General features: G+C 55.0%; 5 protein-coding genes and 1 other RNA gene. 4 read left to right on the forward strand and 2 right to left on the reverse strand.

The window, feature by feature from the left end; translation table 11 throughout:
* The first annotated feature begins 26 nt into the window (after positions 1–26).
* Genes ACQY6I_RS15800 through ACQY6I_RS15810 form a run of 3 tightly spaced genes read left to right on the forward strand, consistent with a single transcriptional unit; the run spans position 27 to position 18,323 of the window.
* Entirely contained in the window at positions 27–12,941 is a 12,915-nt protein-coding gene (locus ACQY6I_RS15800; RefSeq protein WP_428242464.1) for an SDR family NAD(P)-dependent oxidoreductase, read from the forward strand.
* Positions 12,938–17,917, forward strand: coding sequence for an amino acid adenylation domain-containing protein (locus ACQY6I_RS15805; RefSeq protein ID WP_428242465.1), 4,980 nt, complete (start codon positions 12,938–12,940; stop codon positions 17,915–17,917). Before ACQY6I_RS15800 ends, ACQY6I_RS15805 begins: the two co-directional genes overlap by 4 nt.
* Positions 17,918–17,948: 31 nt before the next feature.
* Positions 17,949–18,323, forward strand: a complete 375-nt coding sequence (locus ACQY6I_RS15810) for a hypothetical protein (protein ID WP_428242466.1) — start codon at positions 17,949–17,951, stop codon at positions 18,321–18,323.
* A 216-nt stretch (positions 18,324–18,539) separates the two neighbouring features.
* On the opposite strand, the gene ACQY6I_RS15815 is transcribed toward ACQY6I_RS15810, so the two are convergent.
* Positions 18,540–20,606, reverse strand: coding sequence for a VIT and vWA domain-containing protein (locus ACQY6I_RS15815; protein WP_428242467.1), 2,067 nt, complete (start codon positions 20,604–20,606; stop codon positions 18,540–18,542).
* Positions 20,607–20,771: 165 nt separating this feature from the next.
* On the opposite strand from ACQY6I_RS15815, the gene ACQY6I_RS15820 reads away from it, so the two are divergent.
* Entirely contained in the window at positions 20,772–21,371 is a 600-nt protein-coding gene (locus ACQY6I_RS15820; RefSeq protein WP_428242468.1) for a TetR/AcrR family transcriptional regulator, read from the forward strand.
* Positions 21,372–21,754: 383 nt separating this feature from the next.
* Here the strand turns inward: ACQY6I_RS15820 and ssrA are convergent.
* Positions 21,755–22,137: a transfer-messenger RNA gene (gene ssrA / locus ACQY6I_RS15825) on the reverse strand.
* Positions 22,138–22,192 lie beyond the last annotated feature (55 nt).

Below are 22,192 nucleotides of genomic sequence, written 5' to 3' on the forward strand. Positions count from 1 at the left end.
TGCGGCTGACGGGCAGTCCGTTCCTGTTGCCGGCGCGCTGGCTGGCGCTGTTGGAGGCGGAAGGGTTTGCGGCCCAGGCGGTGATTCAAGACGGCCACAACGGTGGTCAGCAGATCTTTGCCGCCATCAGCGATGGCGTGGTGCGTCAGCATAAAGCCTTTGAATCGGAGCCATTATTGGTCGCTTCACCACGGCCAGCCGTGGTAACAGAGCGCTCTGAACCGGTGTTGGTGGACAATAACACCGCCGTTACTCAGGACCCGAGCGACCTCGAAGCGCAGGCAGTCGCCTATGTTAAACAGCTGCTTTGTCCGATTTTGAAGTTGTCGGCGGACCAGCTTGATGCGCGTAAGCCGCTGCAAAGTTACGGCATCGATTCCATTCTGGTGGTTCAGCTGACCGAACAGCTGCGGGAGATTTTCCCCGCGGTCAGTACGACCCTGTTTTTTGAACAGAAAAACCTGCAGGGGGTGGCACGTGCTTTACTGGCGGATCACCGTGACATCCTGCTGGCGCGGTTACCGCAGCCAGTGGCAGCACCGGCCAGCTCAGCCGCGACCGTGACACCAAAGGCAACCACAGATGCCGCAGCGCCACGCGACCTAGACCACGGCCCTGCCGGAGCAACGGTTGAAGAGGGTCCGTTGGCGACCGCCAGACGCGATACCGACATCGCCATTATTGGCATCAGCGGGCGGTTTCCCGAGGCCGATAATGTCCAGCAGTTCTGGCGTAACCTGACCGGGGCGCGCAACTGTATCCGCGAAATTCCCTCGCAGCGTTGGGACTGGCGGCAGTCTTTCGATCCGGAAAAAGCCCAACCCGGTTGCAGCTACAGTCGTTGGGGCGGTTTTGTCAGCGATGTGGATCAGTTTGATCCGCTGTTTTTCCGGATTTCACCCCTGGAAGCGGAAAATATCGATCCGCAGGAACGATTGTTTTTGCAGACTGCGCACGCCTGTATTGAAGACGCCGGTTATTCCCCGGCCAGTCTCAGTGAAACCCGCCGTGTTGGTGTTTTCGCCGGTGTTATGAATCAAACCTATGGCAATGAAGCGACCCACTGGTCAGTTGCCAACCGGGTTTCGTACAGCCTGGATTTCCAGGGCCCCAGTCTGGCGGTGGACACTGCCTGTGCATCATCGCTGACGGCGCTGCATCTGGCGGTGGAAAGCCTGAACACCGGCAGTTGCGAATGTGCCATTGCCGGTGGTGTCAATCTGGTGCTGTCATCACAGCATTACATTGGTCTGAGTCAGATGGGCGTGCTGGCGACCGATGACCGCTGCAAATCATTTGCGGCCAATGCCGATGGCTTTGTCGATTCAGAGGCGGTTGTGGCACTGCTGTTGAAGCCCTTGAGCCGGGCAGAAGCCGATGGCGATGCCATTTATGCAGTGATCAAAGGCACCGCGATCAACGCCGGTGGTCACACCCATGGCTACAGTGTTCCCAATCCCCAGGCCCAACAGGCGGTGGTCGTTGCGGCGTTGCAGCGAGCCGGCTTGGATCCGCGGACTTTGAGTTATATCGAAGCGCACGGCACTGGAACGGCGCTGGGAGATCCGGTTGAAATTGCCGCGTTGAGCAAGGCGTTTGCACAACTGCTGGCGATGAGCTCTGAGACGATCGAAAACGCCAGTGCAGACGAACAGCGCTGCGCCATCGGCTCGGTGAAATCCAATATCGGCCACGCTGAAAGCGCTGCGGGTCTGGTCGGGTTAGTCAAAGTGCTGATGCAATTGCAGCACGCTCAACTGGCCCCCACGTTGCACGCGCAGACACTGAATCCCGAAATCAGGCTGGCACAATCACCGTTTGCCCTGCAACACCAACTGGCCCCCTGGCAGCGACCACGGCTGTTCATAAACGGTGTCGCCCGGGAGGTCACCCGGCGGGCCGGCGTTTCATCCTTTGGTGCCGGTGGTGCCAATGCCCATGTGGTGGTGGAGGAATACATCGACGAGCGGCCGGTGGGTCAGTTTCACGGCAGTGTACTACTGCCGCTGTCCGCCATGGATGAAGAGCGCCTGCATGATTACCTTCAGCGTCTGCAGGATTTTATCACCACCGCTGATCCGGAGTTGTCGCTGGCGTCACTGGCCTGGACCCTGCAAACCGGGCGGACACCGCTGTCCTGTCGTCTGCTGATCTGCGTTGACAATGTGGTCGAACTTCGCCAGAAACTGGATGAACTGACAGTCGGTCATACCACCATCGCCGGAGTATTCAGGGGGAATACTACGATCCCGGCAGCGGATTTCAGTGACCCGCAACTGCGGCAACTGGTACAACAGTGGCTGTCCGGGGAAGACGTTGACTGGTCAACTCTCTATCACACAAGACCACCGAAGCGGCTGCATGCCCCCGGTTATCCGTTTGCCCGCGAGCGCTATTGGCGGCAGACTGAAGCCAATCCGGTCGATGCCGTTTCGGAGCACGTTGGCGACCATTTCGAGCATTACCTGATCAGCGCCCTGGCGGAGGCGGTCGAGCCTTATCGGCAGCACCCGCAGCGCCTCAGTGAACTGTATCAGCGTTGGCTTGCGACCAGTCTCGACATACTTCAGCAGCACGCCGGACCGACCTTGAGTGCCGGTGAGTTGTGGCAACGCTATAGTCAGCAATGGCTGGCGGATCCTGAGCTGGCCTCACGAGCGCGACTGGCGCATGCCTGCGTGACTCAGCTGGCGGATGTCCTCTGCGGCCAACGGCCGGCCACTGAGGTATTGTTTCCGGAAGGCTCAATGGCCCTGGTGGAAGCAATTTATCAGGGCTATCCCGAGGCGGATCGTTATCAGCAGATTCTGGCCACGGCGGTCGCGGAATTTGTTCGTCAGCGGCGGCAGCAGTCACCGACGGCCACCATTCGTATTCTCGAAATCGGCGCGGGCACCGGTGCTACCACTGCTGCGGTGCTGAAGCATTTGTCCGCGATGGATCAGCCGGTGACAGAATACTGCTACAGCGATTTGTCCATATCATTTTTAAACCATGCCCGGGAAAAATTTGCCTCTCAGCATCCGTTTTTAACCACCCAGATTATCGATATCGAGAAACCTCTGGCCATGCAGGGCGTGCCCGGACGTCACTATGACTGCGTGATCGCAGCCAATGTGCTGCATGCGACTCATGACATTCGCGCCACCCTGAAAAACGTTCGTCAGGCGATGACCGACGATGGCCTGCTGGCACTCAATGAATTGAATTCACGCTCATTGCTGGCGCATTTGAGTTTTGGTCTGCTGGAAGGCTGGTGGCGTTACCGTGATCCCGAACTGCGTATTCCGGGTACCCCGGCAATCTCACCACAACGCTGGCAAAGCCTGTTGCTGGAATGTGGTTTTGCCAGTCCCGAATTCCCGGCGGCCGGGCTGCACGATGGTGATCAGCAGATCATTGTCAGCAGGCTGGGAGCCGGAGCAAAAATATTCGCTGATCCACACCCGCGGCTGGAGCCCACAGCGGTGTCGTTGAGCCCATTGAATCAGAATAGTCTGCGCAGTGGACTGGAACAGCGTCTGAAGGCGCTGATTGCCGGGGTGATCAAGCTGTCACCGGCGCGGATGACGGTGGAGACGACATTCGATGAGTACGGCATCGATTCCATTGTGATCAACCAGATCAACCGGGCCCTCAAACAGCATGTCGATGAGGTGCCCAACACCCTGTTATTCGAATACAACACCATTGCCAGACTGGCTGGCTGGTTTATCGACCAGCATCCCCAGGCGAGTGCACGCTGGTGCGGTATCAATGAACCGGAAACCACCATTGCGGCTGCGGTCCCTGATGTGACGGCAACGATCACTGATGTCGCAGAGGAGTGGTCTGCGAAGGGGAATGATACGGCCCTGACGGCAGATGAATCGGCCATTGCCATTATCGGACTGAGCTGCCGTTATCCTCAGGCCGGCAACAGCGAGGAATTCTGGCGCCTGCTAAGCCAGGGCGACTGCGCCGTCAGCGCTATTCCAGAGGACCGCTGGGACTGGCGTGACTGGTATGAAGCTGATCCGGATAACGTGATCGGCAGGCAGCGCACTTACAGCAAATGGGGCGCATTTATCCACGACTGTTACGATTTTGATCCTCTGTTTTTTAATATTCCGCCACGGGAAGCAGCCGATATCGACCCTCAGGAACGGCTGTTTCTACAACAGTCGTGGTGGGCGCTGGAAGACGCCGGATACGATCCTGTGCGCTTCAGCCCGTCGCAACGTGAACACACTGGGGTATTCGCGGGTATCACCAAGCAGGGGTATCAGCTGTATACCCTTAATGGCGGACGCGAATTACCCAACACCTCGTTCGCCTCGGTCGCTAATCGGGTGTCTTATCATCTGGATCTGCGCGGACCCAGCAAGGCGATAGACACCATGTGTTCATCGTCCCTGGTGGCGCTTCACGAGGCCTGTGATTATCTGCGCCATGGCGGTGGACAGCTGGCGATTGCCGGTGGCGTCAACTTGTATCTGCACCCGCTGAACTATGTCACCCTGGCCCGTAATCAGGTGCTGGCTGACAGTGATTTCAGCCTGTTTACGCCCGCAGGCCGGGGGTTTGTGCCCGGTGAAGGCTGCGGCGCGGTGGTGCTCAAGCCCTATCAGGCCGCAGTGGCCGATGGCGATGATGTCTACGCCATTATTCGTGCCAGCGCTGTCAACCATAACGGCAGAACCAATGCCTACATGGCATCCAACCCGGAACGTCAGGCGCAGGTGATCCGCACCGCGTTGCAGCAGGCGCAGCTTGAACCCGCTGACATCGATTATGTAGAAGTGGCGGCCAGCGGTTCAGAAGTCGGCGATTCCATTGAATTGCGGGCTTTGTCCAAGGTGTTTGGCGGACTGGATGCGAAAACCGGCCGGCAGCGGTTTGGTTCACTCAAGGGCAATATCGGTCACTCCGAAGCGGCTTCTGGCATAGCACAACTGAGCAAGGTCTTGCTGAGTATGCGGCATGAGAGGCTGGTTGCAACCCCGACCCGGGGTCAGCTCAGTAATGAATTACCATGGTCGTCTTTGCCGCTGCGCTTACAGACCGAGACCGCGCCATGGCAGCAAGCAACCGATGATGCCGGTCAGCGCCCCCGTCGCGCCGGTATTAGTGCGGTTGGCGGCGGAGGGGTGAATGCGCATGTGATTGTTGAACAGCCTGGGTTGCAAGCCTCATTGAACGCGCCTCAGCCGGTGGTGTTTGTGCTCTCGGCCAAAAATGCCGAGGTGTTGCAGGAGCTGGCAATAACCTGGGTGAGTTATCTGGATCGTCATCTGGAGCAGCAACAGCCGTTGGATCTGGTCCGGATTGCCTGGACCCTGCAACAGGGGCGCGCGGAAATGCCGGTACGGCTGGCATTGGTCTGTGACACGCCGCAGCAGTTGCGCGATGAACTACAGACCTGGCTGGAGAATCCGGAGGCCAGTGCATGTGTCACGGCTGATACTGGCCGGCTGAATGTCGGGGCCGGAGCGTCAGCTGCCATAGAGGCAGCTCTGGCGCAGCGATCATTACACGGTCTTGCAGACATGTGGGTGCAGGGTGAGTCCATTCGCTGGCCTGCACTGTATTCTGCTCCGGTCACCCGTCTGACCGGGTTGCCGCTGTATCCATTTGCCCGACAATACTGCCGGTCGAGTGTCTCGATGGTGCAATCGGTTAGCACGCTTGAGCAACCGGTATTCGACGCAAATCCGCAGCCGGATCCGGTCTCCCGGACCTTTGAAAATAAAGCGGCGGAGTTTTACACCGTGGTGGCGCATGAGTACGCCAATGATGATATTGAAGAGTATTTAACCCTCTGTCCGTTTCCGCAGAGAGAACCTGGTTTTTCGATGACGGCGTATTTCAGCGACCAGGATTTCCATCACCGCTGGCAGTCTTATGTATTGAGCAAACAGATCGAGTTGCGCCAGGTGCTGTTCTTTAAAGAGCCGTTAAATTGTATGCAGCGGGTGCTGGACTTTGGCTGCGGCCACGGCGCTGACGTGATTCAACTGGCGGAAATGTTCCCCAATCTGCACAGCCATGGCTTTACCATTACCGAAGATCAGGCTCGTCTGGGCAATCAGCGCATCAACAGCAGACAGCTGACCTCGCGGGCGCGGATTTTCCACAAGGACAGCGGCAAGGATGCGTTTCCGGACCGCTATGACCTGATTTTCGGCATCGAAGTCAGCTTCCACATCCGCAATAAAGAAGGCCTGTTTGGTAATATCCAGTCGGCCCTCAAAGAAGGCGGCAGAGTGTTGTTGATGGACTATATTGCCAATCTGTCCGGTGCCATTGTCGATCCCGCGGTGGAGATCAGCATTCCAACGAGGGAGCAGTGGCCGGAGCTGTTGGCCAGGCACGCGCTGCGAATTGACGAATTAATCGATGTCTCCCCTGAAATCGGCAACTTTGTCTACGATCCGGACTGTGACAAAAACACTGCTCATCTCGATAAAGTCGCCCAGGACAGCTTTCGCAACTTCACCAATCAGGCTATTTCCCTGGAGCGTGGCTGGGTCAGCTATGTGTTGTTGAAACTGAGCAAGGACAGCCGTATGAGTGTCGATCAGTTGCTTGCCCTCAATACTGCCAGGCTGGCGTCTGCGATTCCTTATCGTCAGGCGCTGGAGGAGATGCAGACCTATGATGCCCGTCTTATTTATCCGCGTGCGAAAACTGATCCGTCGGTCATACCGGTTTGTGAGCCGGAAACCGCAGCAACCGTGGTCGAAAGCGGTGTCTCCCAAGCTGAAGTGACGGAATGCCTGGCGACCATTTTCACCGAACTGCTGGGCTATCAGCGGGATGACGTCATCAGGTTACCCTTTAGTGAGCTGGGTATCAGTTCCATCAATGCAGTCGAACTGCTGGAACGTATCAATACCACCTTTGCGCTGACCTTACCGACCAGTGTGGTGTTCGAATCCGAAAATCTGCAGGCGCTGGCGACCATGATCAGCGAGCGCCTGGCACAACACCGGCCAGTCAGTCCCGCATCAGCAGCAACCGCTGCCGTCAGCGGGATCTCCAAAACAGACGTGGCTGAACGCCTGACAACTATTTTTATCGACCTGCTGGGCTACCAGCGGGATGACATCATCAGGTTACCGTTCAGCGAGTTGGGTATCAGTTCCATCAACGCGGTCGAACTGCTGGAGCGTATCAATACCGCCTTTGCGCTGACCTTGCCGACCAGTGTGGTGTTCGAATCGGAAAATCTGCAGGCACTGGCCACCATGATCAGCGAGCGCCTGGCCCAACGCCAGCCAGTTGACCGCCTGCCGAAACAACAGCAGCCAGATATATCGACGGCACCAACACCCTCGGTGCGACCGAGTGCAGCGGTCAGCGCCCATCACTATGATGACGAAGCCATTGCGGTGATCGGTCTGGCCTGTCGCTGCGCCGGTGCAGATGACGCGGAGGCATTCTGGCAGCTGGTGAGTGAGGGGCATGTCAGTACTCAGGATATTCATCGGGCAGACTGGCTGCGTTTTTTTGAACAGCACAGTGAACAGACTGTGCCGGCCCATTACGGTTACATGGACAGCGGCGAATCTTTTGATCCGGCCTTCTTTGGCATTTCCCCCAAGGAAGCTCAGGCCATGCACGTTTCCCAGCGGGTATTGCTGGAAACCGGTTATCACGCCCTGGAGGATGCCGGTTGTGCGCCGGGATCATTAAAGGAACAGCACGTGGGTGTTTTCGTTGGGGTGATGAACAATGTTGTCAGCCCCAGTGATGACTTCAGCCATTACGCCATGCTCGGTGGTGAAAACAGTATTCTGTCTTCACGATTGGCGTTCTTCCTCAATCTCAAAGGTCCGGCGTTAACCGTCAATACCGCCTGTTCATCGTCAATGGTCGCGCTCGACATCGCCTGCCAGCATTTGCGCGGCCGCTCGGTCAGTATGGCGCTGGCCGGTGGGGTGTCGGTTTACGACAGTCCCGCGCACTTTGTGTCCATGAGCAATATTGGCATGCTGTCGCCCACGGGTCGTTGCCGGCCCTTCGACGCTGACGCCGATGGTACGGTCGTCGGTGATGGCGTTGGCATGCTGGTATTGAAACGGGTGTCCGATGCCGAACGTGACGGTGACCGGATTTACGCCGTAATCAAAGCTTCCGGCACCAATCAGGATGGTCGTACCTCCGGCATTACCGTGCCGAGTTTCAGCGCCCAGAGTCAGCTGGAGAAAGCGGTTTACCAGCGGGCAGGCATCGATGTTGAGGACATTCAGTATGTCGAAACGCACGGCACTGGCACCCATCTTGGTGATCCGATTGAAATTCATGCGCTGAATGACGCGTTCAGGCAGTTCACCCCGCGCCGTAACTTCTGCGCGCTGGGCGCTCTGAAAGCCAATATCGGTCATGCCGCGGCGGCGGCCGGAGTACTGGGGGTGATCAAGGTCCTGCTGGCTATGCAGCATGGACGGTTGCCACCGATGGCTCATTACCGTCGCAGTAACGCTGAGATCGATTTTGACCAAAGCCCTTTTTATGTGCCATGTGAAGCACAGGAATGGCCCTTGAATCGTCACGGCCGGCGACTTGCTGTCGTCAGTGCCTTTGGTTTCAGCGGCACCAACGCGCATATGGTGCTGGAGTCCGCTGGTACAACGATCGCCGGGGACGCACAACCCGACGGGCCGTATCCCATCCTGCTTTCTGCACGCACTGAAAAACAGCTGCGCGAGGCCGCCCGCCGGCTGGCAGCGCATGTAAACCGCTATCATCCCCCACTGGCGGCGGTGGCCCATACCTTACAAACCGGACGGGACCACTGGCCGGAGCGGCTGGGTCTGATGGTGAACAGCGAACAGGAACTATTGGCCCAGCTGCAACAGTTCTGCGACGAAACCAACAGTAGTGGCATCGGTCATCGTGGTCGGGCCGGAGCCCCATCGGCGTTGATGACCATGATGCAGCAGGATGACGAGTTCGACAGCATGCTGGCGCGCTGGGTTAGCCAGCGGCGCTATGACCGCCTGCTGGAGCTGTGGATTGGTGGTGAGGACATTTGCTGGGAGGCGCTGCACCGCGACCATGCACCTGTGCGCATCAGTCTGCCGGGCTATCCCTTTGATCGCCAATGGCGGGCCGCCGACCGGACAGTACCCTCTATCAGTACTCGTGTTGCGCAAGAAAGCCAGGTGTCTAAGCCAGAGTCAGTATCGACGGCAGGCCCCATCAGTACATTTGTAGAGCAGTGGCAGCCGGCAGCTCTGCAAACTGGAGGATATGAGCCGAAGGTGCTGCTGTGTCTGCTCTCACAGCCCGAGCACCAGCGCCTTGTGACTCAGGCGCTGAAACGGATGTGGCCGGACTGCGAACTGAGTTTTGTCAGCCAGGGCCCCGGCGGTATCGACCGTCATCAGCCCGAGTCGTTTTCCGAGGCGTTTGCACGGCTTGCCGGACAGAACAAGCGAGTGGACACGGTACTGTATCTGTGGCCGTTGGAGGATCGCGATTGCATCGAGGACCTGACCCTGCCAATGCAGTTGATACAGGGGATACTGGCGGCAGGTTTCAAACCCGAACGGATAGTATGCGCCGGGCCGTTTATCGATTCCCGCCAGCGGTGTCTGGTGGAATCCTGGCTGGGCATCGAGCGATCACTGGCGCAGGCGGTATCCGGGGTTCAATTCGCGACACTGTATCAACCGCTCAGTTCAGATCAGCGTCATAGCCAGTCCCAGCCCGACATGGATGCCTGGATCACGCTGATGCTTGCCGAACTACAGGCGGAGAATTTGGACAGCTGTCTTTATCAGCACCAGCAACGTTTTGTCCTGAATCGCCAACCGGTTACCTTACCGCCCGTTAATCTGAATGGCAGTATGATCCGGACTGGCGGGTGTTATCTGATCACCGGTGGTAACGGTGGACTGGGTATGATATTCGCCGAATTCCTGGCGCAACAATACCATGCCCGTCTGGTGCTCATCGGTCGTCGCCCGTCTGGGACACACCAGGCGGAGTCGTTGCAACGGCTCCATGCGCTGGGTGGCGAGGCGATTTATCTGAGCGCGGATGTCAGCAACCGTGAGGCCATGGATGCTGCCATACAGTCGGCAAAAGCACGCTTTGGCGATATTCACGGTGTCATACACGCCGCCGGTGTGGAAAATCCGGGCACATTACTGTCTACCACACTGCCACAGATACGCGCCACGCTGAGCCCCAAAGTGACCGGTACCCAAGTGCTCGACGAGTTATTGCAGGAGGAGGCGCTGGATTTTTGCTGTTACTTTGCCTCCAGTTCTGCCCTGTTGGGCGATTTTGGCAGCTGCGATTACGCCGTTGGCAACCGCTATCAAACCGCCTATGCGGAGTATCGCAATGAACAGGTACGCCTGGGACTACGTCACGGCAAGACGGTGGCAATCAACTGGCCGCTGTGGCAGGACGGAGGCATGTTTCCGGAACAGCAGGCTCAGCTCGAACTCTATCTCAAAACCAGTGGCTTGCGTTGCCTGAACCGCGACGAAGGGCTGCAAATCTTCGAACAATTGCTGCAACAGACTGAACAGCAGCAACCCGCACCCCATTGTCTGGTGTTGGCGAAGGCACTTCCGTCTTCCGCAGTACAGTCGCCTGTGATTATTCCGCAGCCACAACGTCGTGAGGTTCAGGAGCCGACCATTGCCGCTGATCCCAGCCTGCACGAACAGGTCAGCGCTGATCTGCAGAATCAGATCGGTGAGCTGTTGGGATTCGAATCCGGACAGCTGACAGAAGATTCGTTGCTGGCCGATCTTGGCTTTGATTCCATCAGTCTGGTTAACCTGAGCCGGCAGCTCAGCGATCATTATCAGCTGAATATTACTCCGGCGACCTTCTTTCGCCATGCCTCGCTGGCCTCCTTGATCGAGTACTTCGTCACCGAGCATCATGATGCCATGGTACGTTGTTATACCAGGACACCAGTCACCGTTCCGGCGGCAGCGACGGTGACTGCAACCAACACAGAGTTCGCCACCGCAGCAGCGACGGATGACGTGTCGCGGCCGGGCAGTCAGGTACGTAGCGCCATTCAGGAGATTGCCATCATTGGCATCTCCGGCCGCTTTCCCGGTGCCCGTGATGTCGACGAGTTCTGGAAGCTGCTGATAGAGGGCAGAGATTGTGTCGCCCCCATTCCGCCACAACGCTGGAACGCGCAGGATTATTATGATCCGACACCGGGCAAAGAAGGCAAAAGCTGCAGCAAGTGGGCTGGTCTGCTCAGTGATGTTGACCAGTTTGACGCCGGGTTCTTTGGGCTGCTGCCAGCGGAAGCCGAAATGATGGATCCGCAGCATCGGTTGATTCTGGAAGAGTCCTGGCGGGCGCTTGAAAATGCCGGTTGCAGTCGTGAATACATGGCCGGACGCCAATGCGGGGTGTTTGTCGGTGCCGCCGGCATGAACGAATACAACGGCCTGCTGAAGCAGGCCGGTATGGTCAATGCGTTCTCCCTGCTCGGTAACAGCAGCGCCATGCTGCCGACCCGTATCTCATACTTCCTCAACCTGAAAGGGCCGGCGATGCTCATCGATACGGCCTGTTCATCCTCGCTGGTCGCAGTGCATCAGGCCTGTCAGAGCATCCGCAATGGCGACTCGGAAATGGCGCTAGCTGGCGGGGTATCGCTACTACTGACACCGGAGCCCTATTTGTGGGCCAGCAGTGCGGGCATGATGTCACCTACCGGGCGTTGCCGGGTGTTTGACCAGTCTGCCGATGGTGTGGTCTGGGGGGAGGCAGCCGCGATGATTGTATTGAAGGATCTGAACCAGGCCCGGCGTGATGGTGACTATATCCATGGTGTCATCAAAGGCAGTCTGATTAATCAGGACGGTCAGTCCAACGGCATTACTGCACCCAACGGCGAAGCGCAGACTGCGCTTGAGCGCGAGCTCTATCAACAACTGGCGATCAACCCGGAAACCATCAGTTATGTCGAAGCCCATGGCACCGGCACCCGCCTGGGAGACCCGGTCGAAGTGGAAGCGCTGACGGCCGCATTTGCCGAATTCACACCAGCCAGGCAGTTCTGCGCCATCGGTTCGGTTAAAAGCAATATCGGTCATACTGCTGCGGCTTCCGGTATCGCCGGGTTGCTGAAAGTGTTATTGGCCATGCAGCACCGGCAATTACCGCCGTCGCTGCATTTGCAGCAGGAAAACCCGTATATCCGCTTTGCCGAAACGCCTTTTTATCCGGTGAAAACCCCGCAGCCCTGGTCTTCCGTCAATGGTCAGCCGTTGCGCGCTGCGATCAGTGCGTTCGGTTTTTCCGGTACCAACGCTCATTTGGTGCTGGAACAGGCACCGGCTGATTCTGACCTGTCACTCGCAGAGCAGACTCTGGACGGACCGCAGGCAATTGTGTTGTCGGCGAAAACCAAGGCCCAACTCAATGCCACGGTTGAAGCCCTGCGACAATGGCTGGCCGACGCCGATGCGCCGCTGACCCGGATAGCTGCCACCCTGCAATTGGGACGCACGCCATTTCGCGAGCGCCTGGCGATGGTGGTGAGCACAACAGAGCAGCTCAAGGTGGAACTGGATCGATATCTCAGCAGCGGACACGTGCAGTATCTCGGTCAGCAGCAACGTGAACACCAAAAACAGCCGCCACTGCGTTTATCCGGTTCAACCGCCCGTTCAATGGAGGACGCGGTGGTGAACTGGGTGAGTGGCCGGTCGGTTGCGTGGGAGGATCTGTACCCTTGCGGCATTCGCAAAATCCCACTGCCGGGACATCCATTCAAACGCAAATCCTACTGGGTCGACGCAGGGTCCGCTGACCAGCCTGAAGACTTCAAACCGCTGTCGGCGGCGCAATACGCCAGCGAGCCTGATGCTGACCTCCGGGCCCAGCAGAGCACACAAATAACATCAGAACTGAGCCGTTATTCGCGAATACTCAGATCAACGCTGACCGAGGAGCAAGCATGAATATGAACGTGAGCGGATTTGAACACACAGCCATGGAGTGGGTCGCAGAAATGTTGGGGATGGAGGTTGAGGAGTTAACCCTGGATCTGCACCTCGACGCTGATCTGGCGTTGGATTCGATCAAGATGATGGCCTTAATGAGCCATTTATCCAAACGGATGGCCGCCCATGGCACGCCGATGGAAGGTGAGGCGGTCATGCCGCAGTTTATGGTGCAGTCTCAGACGATTGGCGATGTGATCCGTTTTCTCCAGGCTCAGGCAGGGTTAACCGATGACGAAGCGGCAACGCCTGAAATCGAGCACCCGGCTGCAAGTGCCGTATCTGAAACAGCCGAAGACGAGCCACTGGATATACTGTATTCGCAATATCTGTTTGTCGTCAGTCGCTACGTGGCCGCCGCCAGTGCCCTGTGCCATACCGTTCGATTGCGAGGATCGTTGGATATCCAGCGGGCGCAGGACTGTTGGCAGACGTTGATCATGCGACACCCGGTGCTGCGCGGTTATTTCAGTGTGCCGGCCGGGGCACACCGGTTGGCCGATTATCGCTTCCTGTTGCGTGCCGACGCTCAGGTGCCCGCGATCAAGGTCACCGACCTTCGTCATCTCGACCAGCAGCGGAAGGAGCACCACTGTGAACAGGTGTTTGAACACTGGATCAATCATCGCTGGGACATCCGTGAGTGGCCCCTGCATGCGTTTTCGGTATTGCAATTGGATGATGACTGCTTTGAATTAGTGCTGGCCAGTGACCACGCGATTTCCGATGGTCTTGGCAACCAGCAGATGATGCGCGAGTTTTTGTTGTTGTATCAGGCCCATGAGAATGGCCAGGAACCCGAGCTGCCGCCGGCCACTACGGCAGACGCATATCGTGTCATGGTGCAGCGCCTGAACAGCTACGATGATGCGGATGAACGGCAATGGCTGAACCAGTATCTGCAACAGCAGGGGCGTGACGTGTTTTTCTGGAACCCCGGGCAACGACCGCTTCCGGATAAAGACGGACGTTTTCGCAACCGGGCATATCAGCTTTCCGCCACCGAAACAGAAGCGCTGCAGCAACAGGTCGCGCGCTGGCGGGTGCCGGTGAATGCTATTCTGGTGACAGCGTTACTTAGAACATTGGTGAGGCTGGGCCCTGAATACCCTCGCTACATCATCCAGATTCCCACCAGTGGCAAAGTCTACCCGGATGCCGATGCATCCGGAATGCTGGGGCCATTTGCCCAGAATATGGCGCTGAGTTTTGCTGCGCCCAAGGCCGGGGAGAGTTTCAGACAGCAGCTCGAACAAGTGCAGCAGACTCTGCAATCGGCGCTGATGCAGGGAGTGGATCGAGCGCAGACCCGACAACTGGGATTGGTACTGAAAGACCAGCTGGAGTTTGAAGGTGATCAGCTGCCTCCGTGGTTGAGCCAGATGCTGAGCCAGGGGGTGAAGTCCAATCTGTATATGCCTTATACCGGCCATAGCCATATTGAGCGCCAGTACGGCTCATTGACCATCGATGACTATCGTGCCGGTACCTATAACAAGGCCGGTACCATCGATCTGCAACAGGAAGTGTTTGGCCGGTGCCTGCGGGTGTTTGTGAATTTTGACAGTGATTTTTTTGATCAGTCCAGTATTGAGTGTCTGGCGGACACCTACCTGAATGAGTTACGCGACTGTGTGTCGCTCCTGAACGGTCACGCGTCAGTGGATGCCGTGTTGAAGTCGACGAATGGACCGATCATCGATGAATCGCTGGTACAGCATATTCGCCAGCTGGCTAGCGACATATTACAACACCCCCTCGCTGCAGAAGATTGCCAGCGCGATCTGGAAGGTGATCTGGGGATCGATTCCCTCGAACGGGTGCGCATCATCACCCGCTTGATCCAGCATTATCAGCAACGCGTGGACCGCCGGCAGTTGTTCGAAGCTCGCAGCATCACGGAGATGGCGCGTGCCATTGGCTCATCGGCGCCGATTGAGACCACTTCATGTTCGGCTGAGCCAGACGTCATCATGCCCAGTGACGACATTGCGCCGATCCCGTATCTTCATTTTGTCGCTCAAGCCCGGCAAAACCCGGAGCAAATTGCCATCTCCGCCGCAACGACTCAGCTGAGTTACGGAGAACTCGATCAGCGTTCCAATCAGCTGGCGTGTTATCTGCGGGAACAAGGGGTTAGTGAAGGCAACCTGCTGGCGATTTTGTGCGATCGCGGTATCAACATGGTGATCAGTATGCTGGCGATACTGAAAACCGGCGCGGCCTATCTGCCCCTTGATGCTGGATTACCTGCAGCGCGCATCAAAGCGATGATGGAGCTGGGAGGAGCCGAATGGCTGCTGACGGAAGTGGCTGTGACCGACAAGCTGATTGCGGTGCTGACTGAGCAGGCGCATCCAAAGCAGATTGTGTATCTGGATGATTATGCCAGCATGCTGCCAATGTCTCTGGATATCCAAAGCACTCAGGTGACCCGCTCTGTATGGGGTGAATACAGTGATGAGGCACTGCCACTGAGTCATAATCCGGATGCACTGATGGCGGTGATGTTCACGTCCGGTTCCACCGGTACGCCAAAAGGTATTGCCACCACCCATCGCAGTTATATGAGCCGCTTGCGCTGGCATCAGCGAATGTTTCAGATTCGACCCGGAGAGCGGGTCTCGCAGAATACCTCTTGCAGTTTCGATATTTCCATTCGGGAAATCTTTTGGCCGCTGATGGTTGGGGCGACAGTATGCCCGGTGGATCGTGCTATCGTCGCCAATCCCTGGCAACTGGCGGACTGGTTACAAGAACAGAAAATTCAGGTATTTCAGTTTGTGCCGTCATTGTTTACCGCGTTTGTTCAGGCAATGACGAACGAATCATGGCAGTTTCCCGATCTGCGCTGGCTGTTGTTCAGCACCGAACCCTTATCAGCCAAACCGGTCAGGCAGTGGATTGACCGTTTTGGTATGCGCATTGGTATCGCCAATCAGTATGGTCCAAGCGAATGTGCCATTGAGGCCACCTGCCATGTGGTCGGGAACAGACCGGCAGACGATGAGCTGACCATTCCAATAGGCAAAGCCATGGATGACGTACATATCTTGTTGCTCGATGAAAACGGTCAACGGCTTGGCACCGATGTCATGGGTGAGGTTTACATTGGTGGTGTGCAGGTGGCACAAGGTTATCTTGGCAACGAAGAAGCAACGAATGCTGCATTTGTCATGAATCCTTATTCGGATATTCCCGGTGATCGGCTTTACCGCACAGGCGATCTGGCGGTCATGAAAGCCGATGGCAATTTGCTGTTCCATGGCCGTCGGGATAACCAGATAAAAATTCGTGGTAACCGGGTTGAACTGGGTGAAGTGGAGGCGGTGCTGTTGAAAGACCGCTCGGTACAGGAAGCGGCGGTGATCGCTGTCGATCATGAGGCGCAGGATGGCACCAAACGATTGATTGCCTGGTTAAAAGGCGACGCTGAGCAGGAAAGCCAGATCCGGGCGCGGCTGGCACAGCTCCTGCCAAATTATATGCTGCCGCATCGGATTCTTTGGCTTGAGCGGTTGCCGCGTAATTACAATGGCAAAATAGAACGGCAGAAACTGCATGAGCAATATCAGCAGTGGCTGCAAAACGATGACCTACACGAACAGTTTGAACAGTTGCTGCCACTGGGACCGGGGCAACGCTGGTTGCTGAGTTATTTCGAAGAACCTTACCAATGGTGGGGACTGTCGCGTTATACCTTTAAAAAACCATTCTCGCCTTCGGCATTCAGCAAAAGTCTCAATCAACTGGTGAACCGACACGCCAGTTTACGCACGACCTTTGTCCGCTCTGAAAACGGAGAATGGCAACAAAAGATCCATCCGGTCAGTGCCGGTTTGAAACTGCACGCTGAGTTTCTCGATGGAACGCATCTGAGTGCGGAACAATTCCAGCAGACATTGCAGGCAAAATTTACCACCTTCGCCCATGCCATGCGCATCGACTGCTGGCCACTAATGAAAGTCTGGGTGGTCAAACGTGCTGAGCATCGCCATGAAATTTGCATTGTTGCGCATCATATGTTCGCCGACATGGTGTCCGGACAGATCATGTTCCAGCAACTGTGGCAGGATTATTCAAATCTGCTGGTTTCTGATTTGCCAGAACAGGGTGACGAATATGCCGTGCCTGACTATGGCGATTTTGTGAATGAACTGAGCGAACGGGAACAGCAGGGCGCGATGAACCGGGATCTGCATTACTGGCAAACCAATCTGACGCCGGTGTTGTCGTTTGCGGCGGACTATCCCGACGGTGATAACCGCGAGCAAAACACCACCATAGCCAGCTTTGTCCTCCCCAAAGAACATTCTGATCAACTGTTACGACATGCCAGAAAAGTGTTTGGCGCGACGTTACATACGGTGTTGCTGGCGCAATGGTATCAACTGATGAGCCTTAGAACCGGACAGCAAAGAGTGATTCTCAGCCACAGAATGAATGGCCGGGATCTGGGTGAGACATCACTTCGGTTTGCTCAAAGTATTGGTAATTTTGCCGTCAACTTCCCGGTGGCTGTGGCATTACCCGAAAATGCCTCCTGGCAACAACAAGTGGAGGCGGTTCAAAGCGCATTCAGAGAACTACCTTCTGGAGGCGTCAGTTATGATTGGTTAGGTGGGAAACTGGCAGACGAATTGTATCCTGATAACAAACTGACACCACTGCGTATCAATTATCTCGGGCATACCGATGATCTGGATTCAGAGTTTTTTGAAATTGACTGGGATATTGCCAATCGCCGGTTTATGCCAGACCATCAAAAACGCACCACCGATATAGAAGTACTTATGTTCTTCAGAGACAAACAACTGCACTTGGACATAGATTACTCCCCGCAACGCTATCGTGACGAAACGATTCAGGCGTTGGCGGAAGGGTATTTTGAGCTTCTACGCCAGATGATGGAGAGTACTGAGATAGCGGTTTGAAGAGTGGTGAAAAGGCCCGCGAAAAAAGTGAGTGGCATGGTCGGCGGGTGGTGGCCGTTGGTACAGTAAAACCTTGTTTCTGTTAAAACCGGGCGACCGCGTGTGGGTAAACATTCCTGGTACTGGATATGTTGGGGTGGCGAAAGTGACCGGTCATGCTGTGATAGCCGATGAGTTCATTACTCCTGAGTTGCATCTGAAAGGCGAATATAAGCTTGCGTCAGACTATGGCGAGGATGAGGCTGAATGTTTTGTACCGGTTTCCTGGCTTCACCAGGCGCAGGAATCCCAGGCGATAAACGAGGTTGGGCTTTTTGGAAACCAGAACTCCGTAGTGAGACCTAGAACACCTAAGTGGGAGCACACAGTGAAGCGGTTAAAAGAGATTTGGACGATTGGCCATTAAACGTAATGGTGCCGTAGTTCGATAAGAATGGTTGCGGTTTCAGTACTGGCACGGGCTTTAAAATCTGCTCAATCCGGTCATTTTTGATGTATAAATGACCGGATTGAGTTAGGGCTATAGCCAGCAATATGGCTCCAATCCATTCCTAGTGATTGCGGCGAACATTGCTGTTTTGAGCTGGCTTCCTTGCCAATATTATTCCAGGTTTTCCGATATTTATTGGGCTTTAAACCGTCTCAGTAGTAGCAATAACAGTCCCAGGGTCCAAACGCCACCGAACGAACCACCGCTACCACCACCGCTGTAAGTGGCACGAGGGGTGTTGTTGTACATTGGTTGATCTTTATCGACATTGTATGACTGTACTGGCTGCGTGGCACGTTGGTCCTGCGCCTGTTGTTCGGTTGCAACGCGGTCGCGGTTGTTACGATCAATACCTCTGGCTTCAAATACTTCGTCCCGCAACACCAGCATGGATGTGTAGTCAGTCACCAGGCTGTGTTCTACCGCCAGATCGGTAATTGCTTGCTTAGTGTCGGCATCCTCACCGAAATCCTCTATCTGTTGTTGCATCTGTTCGATCGTTGCATAAGCCCAAATACGTTCCAGTTCAGGATGCAGGTTAGCTGTGTCAGGAAAGTTGAAGTGTGTGCTGTACTGCTTTGGCGTGCCTGATATTTTGCCTTCCAGGGTTACTTGTGCTTCGCCGTCACCCCAGTAATGACCTAGGACGATCAGTTGCTGACCACGATAGAGTGAACCGATATCTTTGGGGGTTAGATCGGCAACTTTGATACCGCTGATTTTTAGCTTAACCCCATGCAGGGCCTGGTGAGTAACTTTACTTGAGGCCTCCAGGATTTTGCCAACGATGTCGTCACTGTTGGAAATACTGACCGCAAAACCGTTGGAATGGTGCGCCAGAGCTTCCAGCATCGGACGGTTGGCACTGTTACCCATTATGAAGGTAAAGAGGCGAACGTCTTTGGTTTTCAGCAGTTCCAGAAAGTGTTGTTGTGCTGTCTCACCCACGTTGGCGACACCGTCAGTGACCAGAATGATGGCGCTACTGCGGTCTGCCTCTAGTGAATTCAGTCCGAGTTTCAATCCTGCATAGAGATCCGTGCCATTCGTTGGCTGTATTGAGTTCAGTTTCTGGCTGTAATTTACAATTGCTTCAGGTGTTGCGCTCACATAACCGTTAGTCAGCTCCCAGGCTCTGTCGTTAAACAGGATTAAGCGGAAACGATCATTGGGGCGCATTTTGCCCAGGGCTTTTTCCACTCCAGCCGCAAGCGTTGCGTATTTGCCCTGCATTGAACCAGAAAGGTCGAGTATGAAAAGCCAGTCGCTACCTTCGGTAATAGGTGCCAGGTCATCGCCGGGTGTTATGGTCATCATGAACGTGCCACGTTTGCTGGCATCGGGTTTGTAGGTCACCAGATCGACGCTGCCTGGCAGGCCTTCTTTCATGCGCCAGTAGACGAGGATGTCCTGATCCAATGTATGTACGACACCGGCATTGTTCTGTTGTGCTTCTGTAGTAATACCTTGTTCCTCGTTATCGGTGCTCCCTTTGGCCAGATGCACATGCCAGTCACCGTTGCTGTTCTGGCTGACCTGTGCCAGTGGTTGGTTGGGGACGCGAATAGCGCTGACGGGGTATGCCGAGCGGAGGGTGAGATCGAAACTGAAACTGTGGGTGACTTTGTCGTTGGCGGTCCAGAACGAAAGCTTTTCTTCGTCTACTCCCCCTTCTTCCAGTGGGTAGTTGTAACGACCGATGCCGGTATCAAGGTGGGCTGTCTGCAGATAGGTCAGACGGATGCGGGTGTCTTGTCCTGCACGTACGGGTGAAACTGAAATGTCGAAACTTTTATAACTGTGCTTCTCAGTAATGCCTGCATCACGCCCGGCCTGTTTCTCTTCCTCATACACTCTGCGTGCTTCTTGCTTCTCTAATACTTCTCCGGTTATCGGTTTGCCATCGATCCACATGGTAAATTCATTGACTGCACCGTGTGCTGGTACCGGGAATGAGTAGATTGCTTCGAGATCCTGCTGGTGAGGGTTGTGGAATACCTGTTCAACTGTGGTAACAACGTAGCCGTTCTCGACAATAACACTAACATGGTGGTCACGTAACTCCAGGGCTGGCAGGGTGCCATCTGCTGGTGTGAGTAATCCTGCAGCGTTACTGGGCAGAGTGATAAAGCAGAGTAGCAGTGCAGTGGTAAACACAATGGTCTGCCAGAATCTATAGTCAGAGTTTCGTCCGTTCATGGTTTTATCCTTTATCTGGTTATTAATAAACACTGTTTAGTTAATGCGCTAAATAAAGGAGGTTTGATCCTCCAGTAATTATGAACAGTGTTTAGTTATTTATATCAAGCAATTAAACGATGTTCAATATATACTTTAAAAAAATATCATCCCACAGGATTAGCAATGGCAAGACGAAGCGATCACAGCCGTGAAGAGATCAAGGAAATGGCCCTCGAAGCTGCGGTCAATATCCTGGAAAACGAGGGTAGTAAGGGGATTAGTGCGCGTAATGTTGCTAAAGCTATCGGCTATACTGTTGGCACGTTATATCTGGTGTTCGAAAACCAGCGCGATATGCTGCTGCACCTTAATGCCCTGAGCTTGGACGATTTGGATGCCTGGCTCGAAGAACATACTGGCTCTGGCGTTACTCCGGCTGAAAACCTTCTGCAACTGGCCGATGCCTATATCAGTTACGCAATTGAAAAAAGCGCTCGCTGGAACCTGCTGTTCGAGATTCTGGTGGATGAGACTAACGAACTGCCTGATTGGTATATGGTGCGCCTTGGTCGCCTTTTTGGTCGTGTGGAATCAGTCCTCTCCCCACTGGCGAAGCAACATGGTGAGCTGGAAATACAACGTGCGGCTCGGGTTTTATGGGCGGGAGTGCATGGTATTTGTATGTTGAAGATACGTCAGCGGCTCACCCTGGCTGGTGGTCAAACTCCTAACGAAATGGCGAAGATGCTGGTCGATAATTTTCTGGAAGGCTTTGGTAAATAGCTATGACCATTTGGAGGGAACAATAAGGAGTATCTAAGCGTCGAAGTTAAGATAGTGGGAGTCAAAAAAGCGACCATTCCTACAAAATTAAGGCGCTGATCTCGAGCGTTGTTTATCAAAGAATTTGGGGCGACTGTTTGTTAGTGAAGGCGGTTGGAATTGAGCCCGTTTCCGAGTAACACAATAGCTCCTCAGTTTTGCACTATTCTATGTAAATCAGTTGGGTAATGTTTTCGTTGGCAAGAACAAACGCAAGAGGTCGTTTATCTGAAAGGAAGTGCGCTTTACCATGAGACAAACATAAACGTAGTCAACTTATGGTCATTTAAAGGCAAGGAAAAATAAAAAACCCTAACAAAATCAATCTGTTAGGGTTCTTGAATTGGTGGAGACGGCGGGAATTGAACCCGCGTCCGCAAATTCTCCACTCTCGGTCCTACATGTGTAGCCTCTTCTTTAATTTACCGGTTACGTTTCCGAAGGGCAGGAGCGTAACCGGGAGCCTGGGATTAAGGTTTAACAGCTCTGGCCCAGACAACCTTTGCTGCGATCCTGAATTATTGACAGTCAGTAGGCGCCGTTCAGGCACAGGCCAGTGACCGCCGGGTAGCTAATTGACCCAGTTTTGAGGGTTTATGCTGCTAGAGCACCCTCGAAGTTGTCATCATTTGCAACTATTGTTTTGCAGCTTTGGATTTACGTGATTCGCTACCATCACGACATGCACCTTGAGCTTTGTAATCCACGTCGAAACCTTTTCGTCCCCGTATTCTTTACTGCTCAATGCCGGCTGATCTAGCTTGCCGGTTGCCCTCTTCAAT

This window comes from Gynuella sp. (assembly GCF_050297175.1).
In the GTDB taxonomy this organism is placed as follows: Bacteria; Pseudomonadota; Gammaproteobacteria; order Pseudomonadales; family Natronospirillaceae; genus Gynuella.

Coding starts and splice junctions, on each gene's coding strand:
- ACQY6I_RS15805 (WP_428242465.1), top strand. CDS start 12,938: ATGAATATGAACGTGAGCGGATTTGAACACACAGCCATGGAGTGGGTC.
- ACQY6I_RS15815 (WP_428242467.1), bottom strand. CDS start 20,606: ATGAACGGACGAAACTCTGACTATAGATTCTGGCAGACCATTGTGTTT.
- ACQY6I_RS15820 (WP_428242468.1), top strand. CDS start 20,772: ATGGCAAGACGAAGCGATCACAGCCGTGAAGAGATCAAGGAAATGGCC.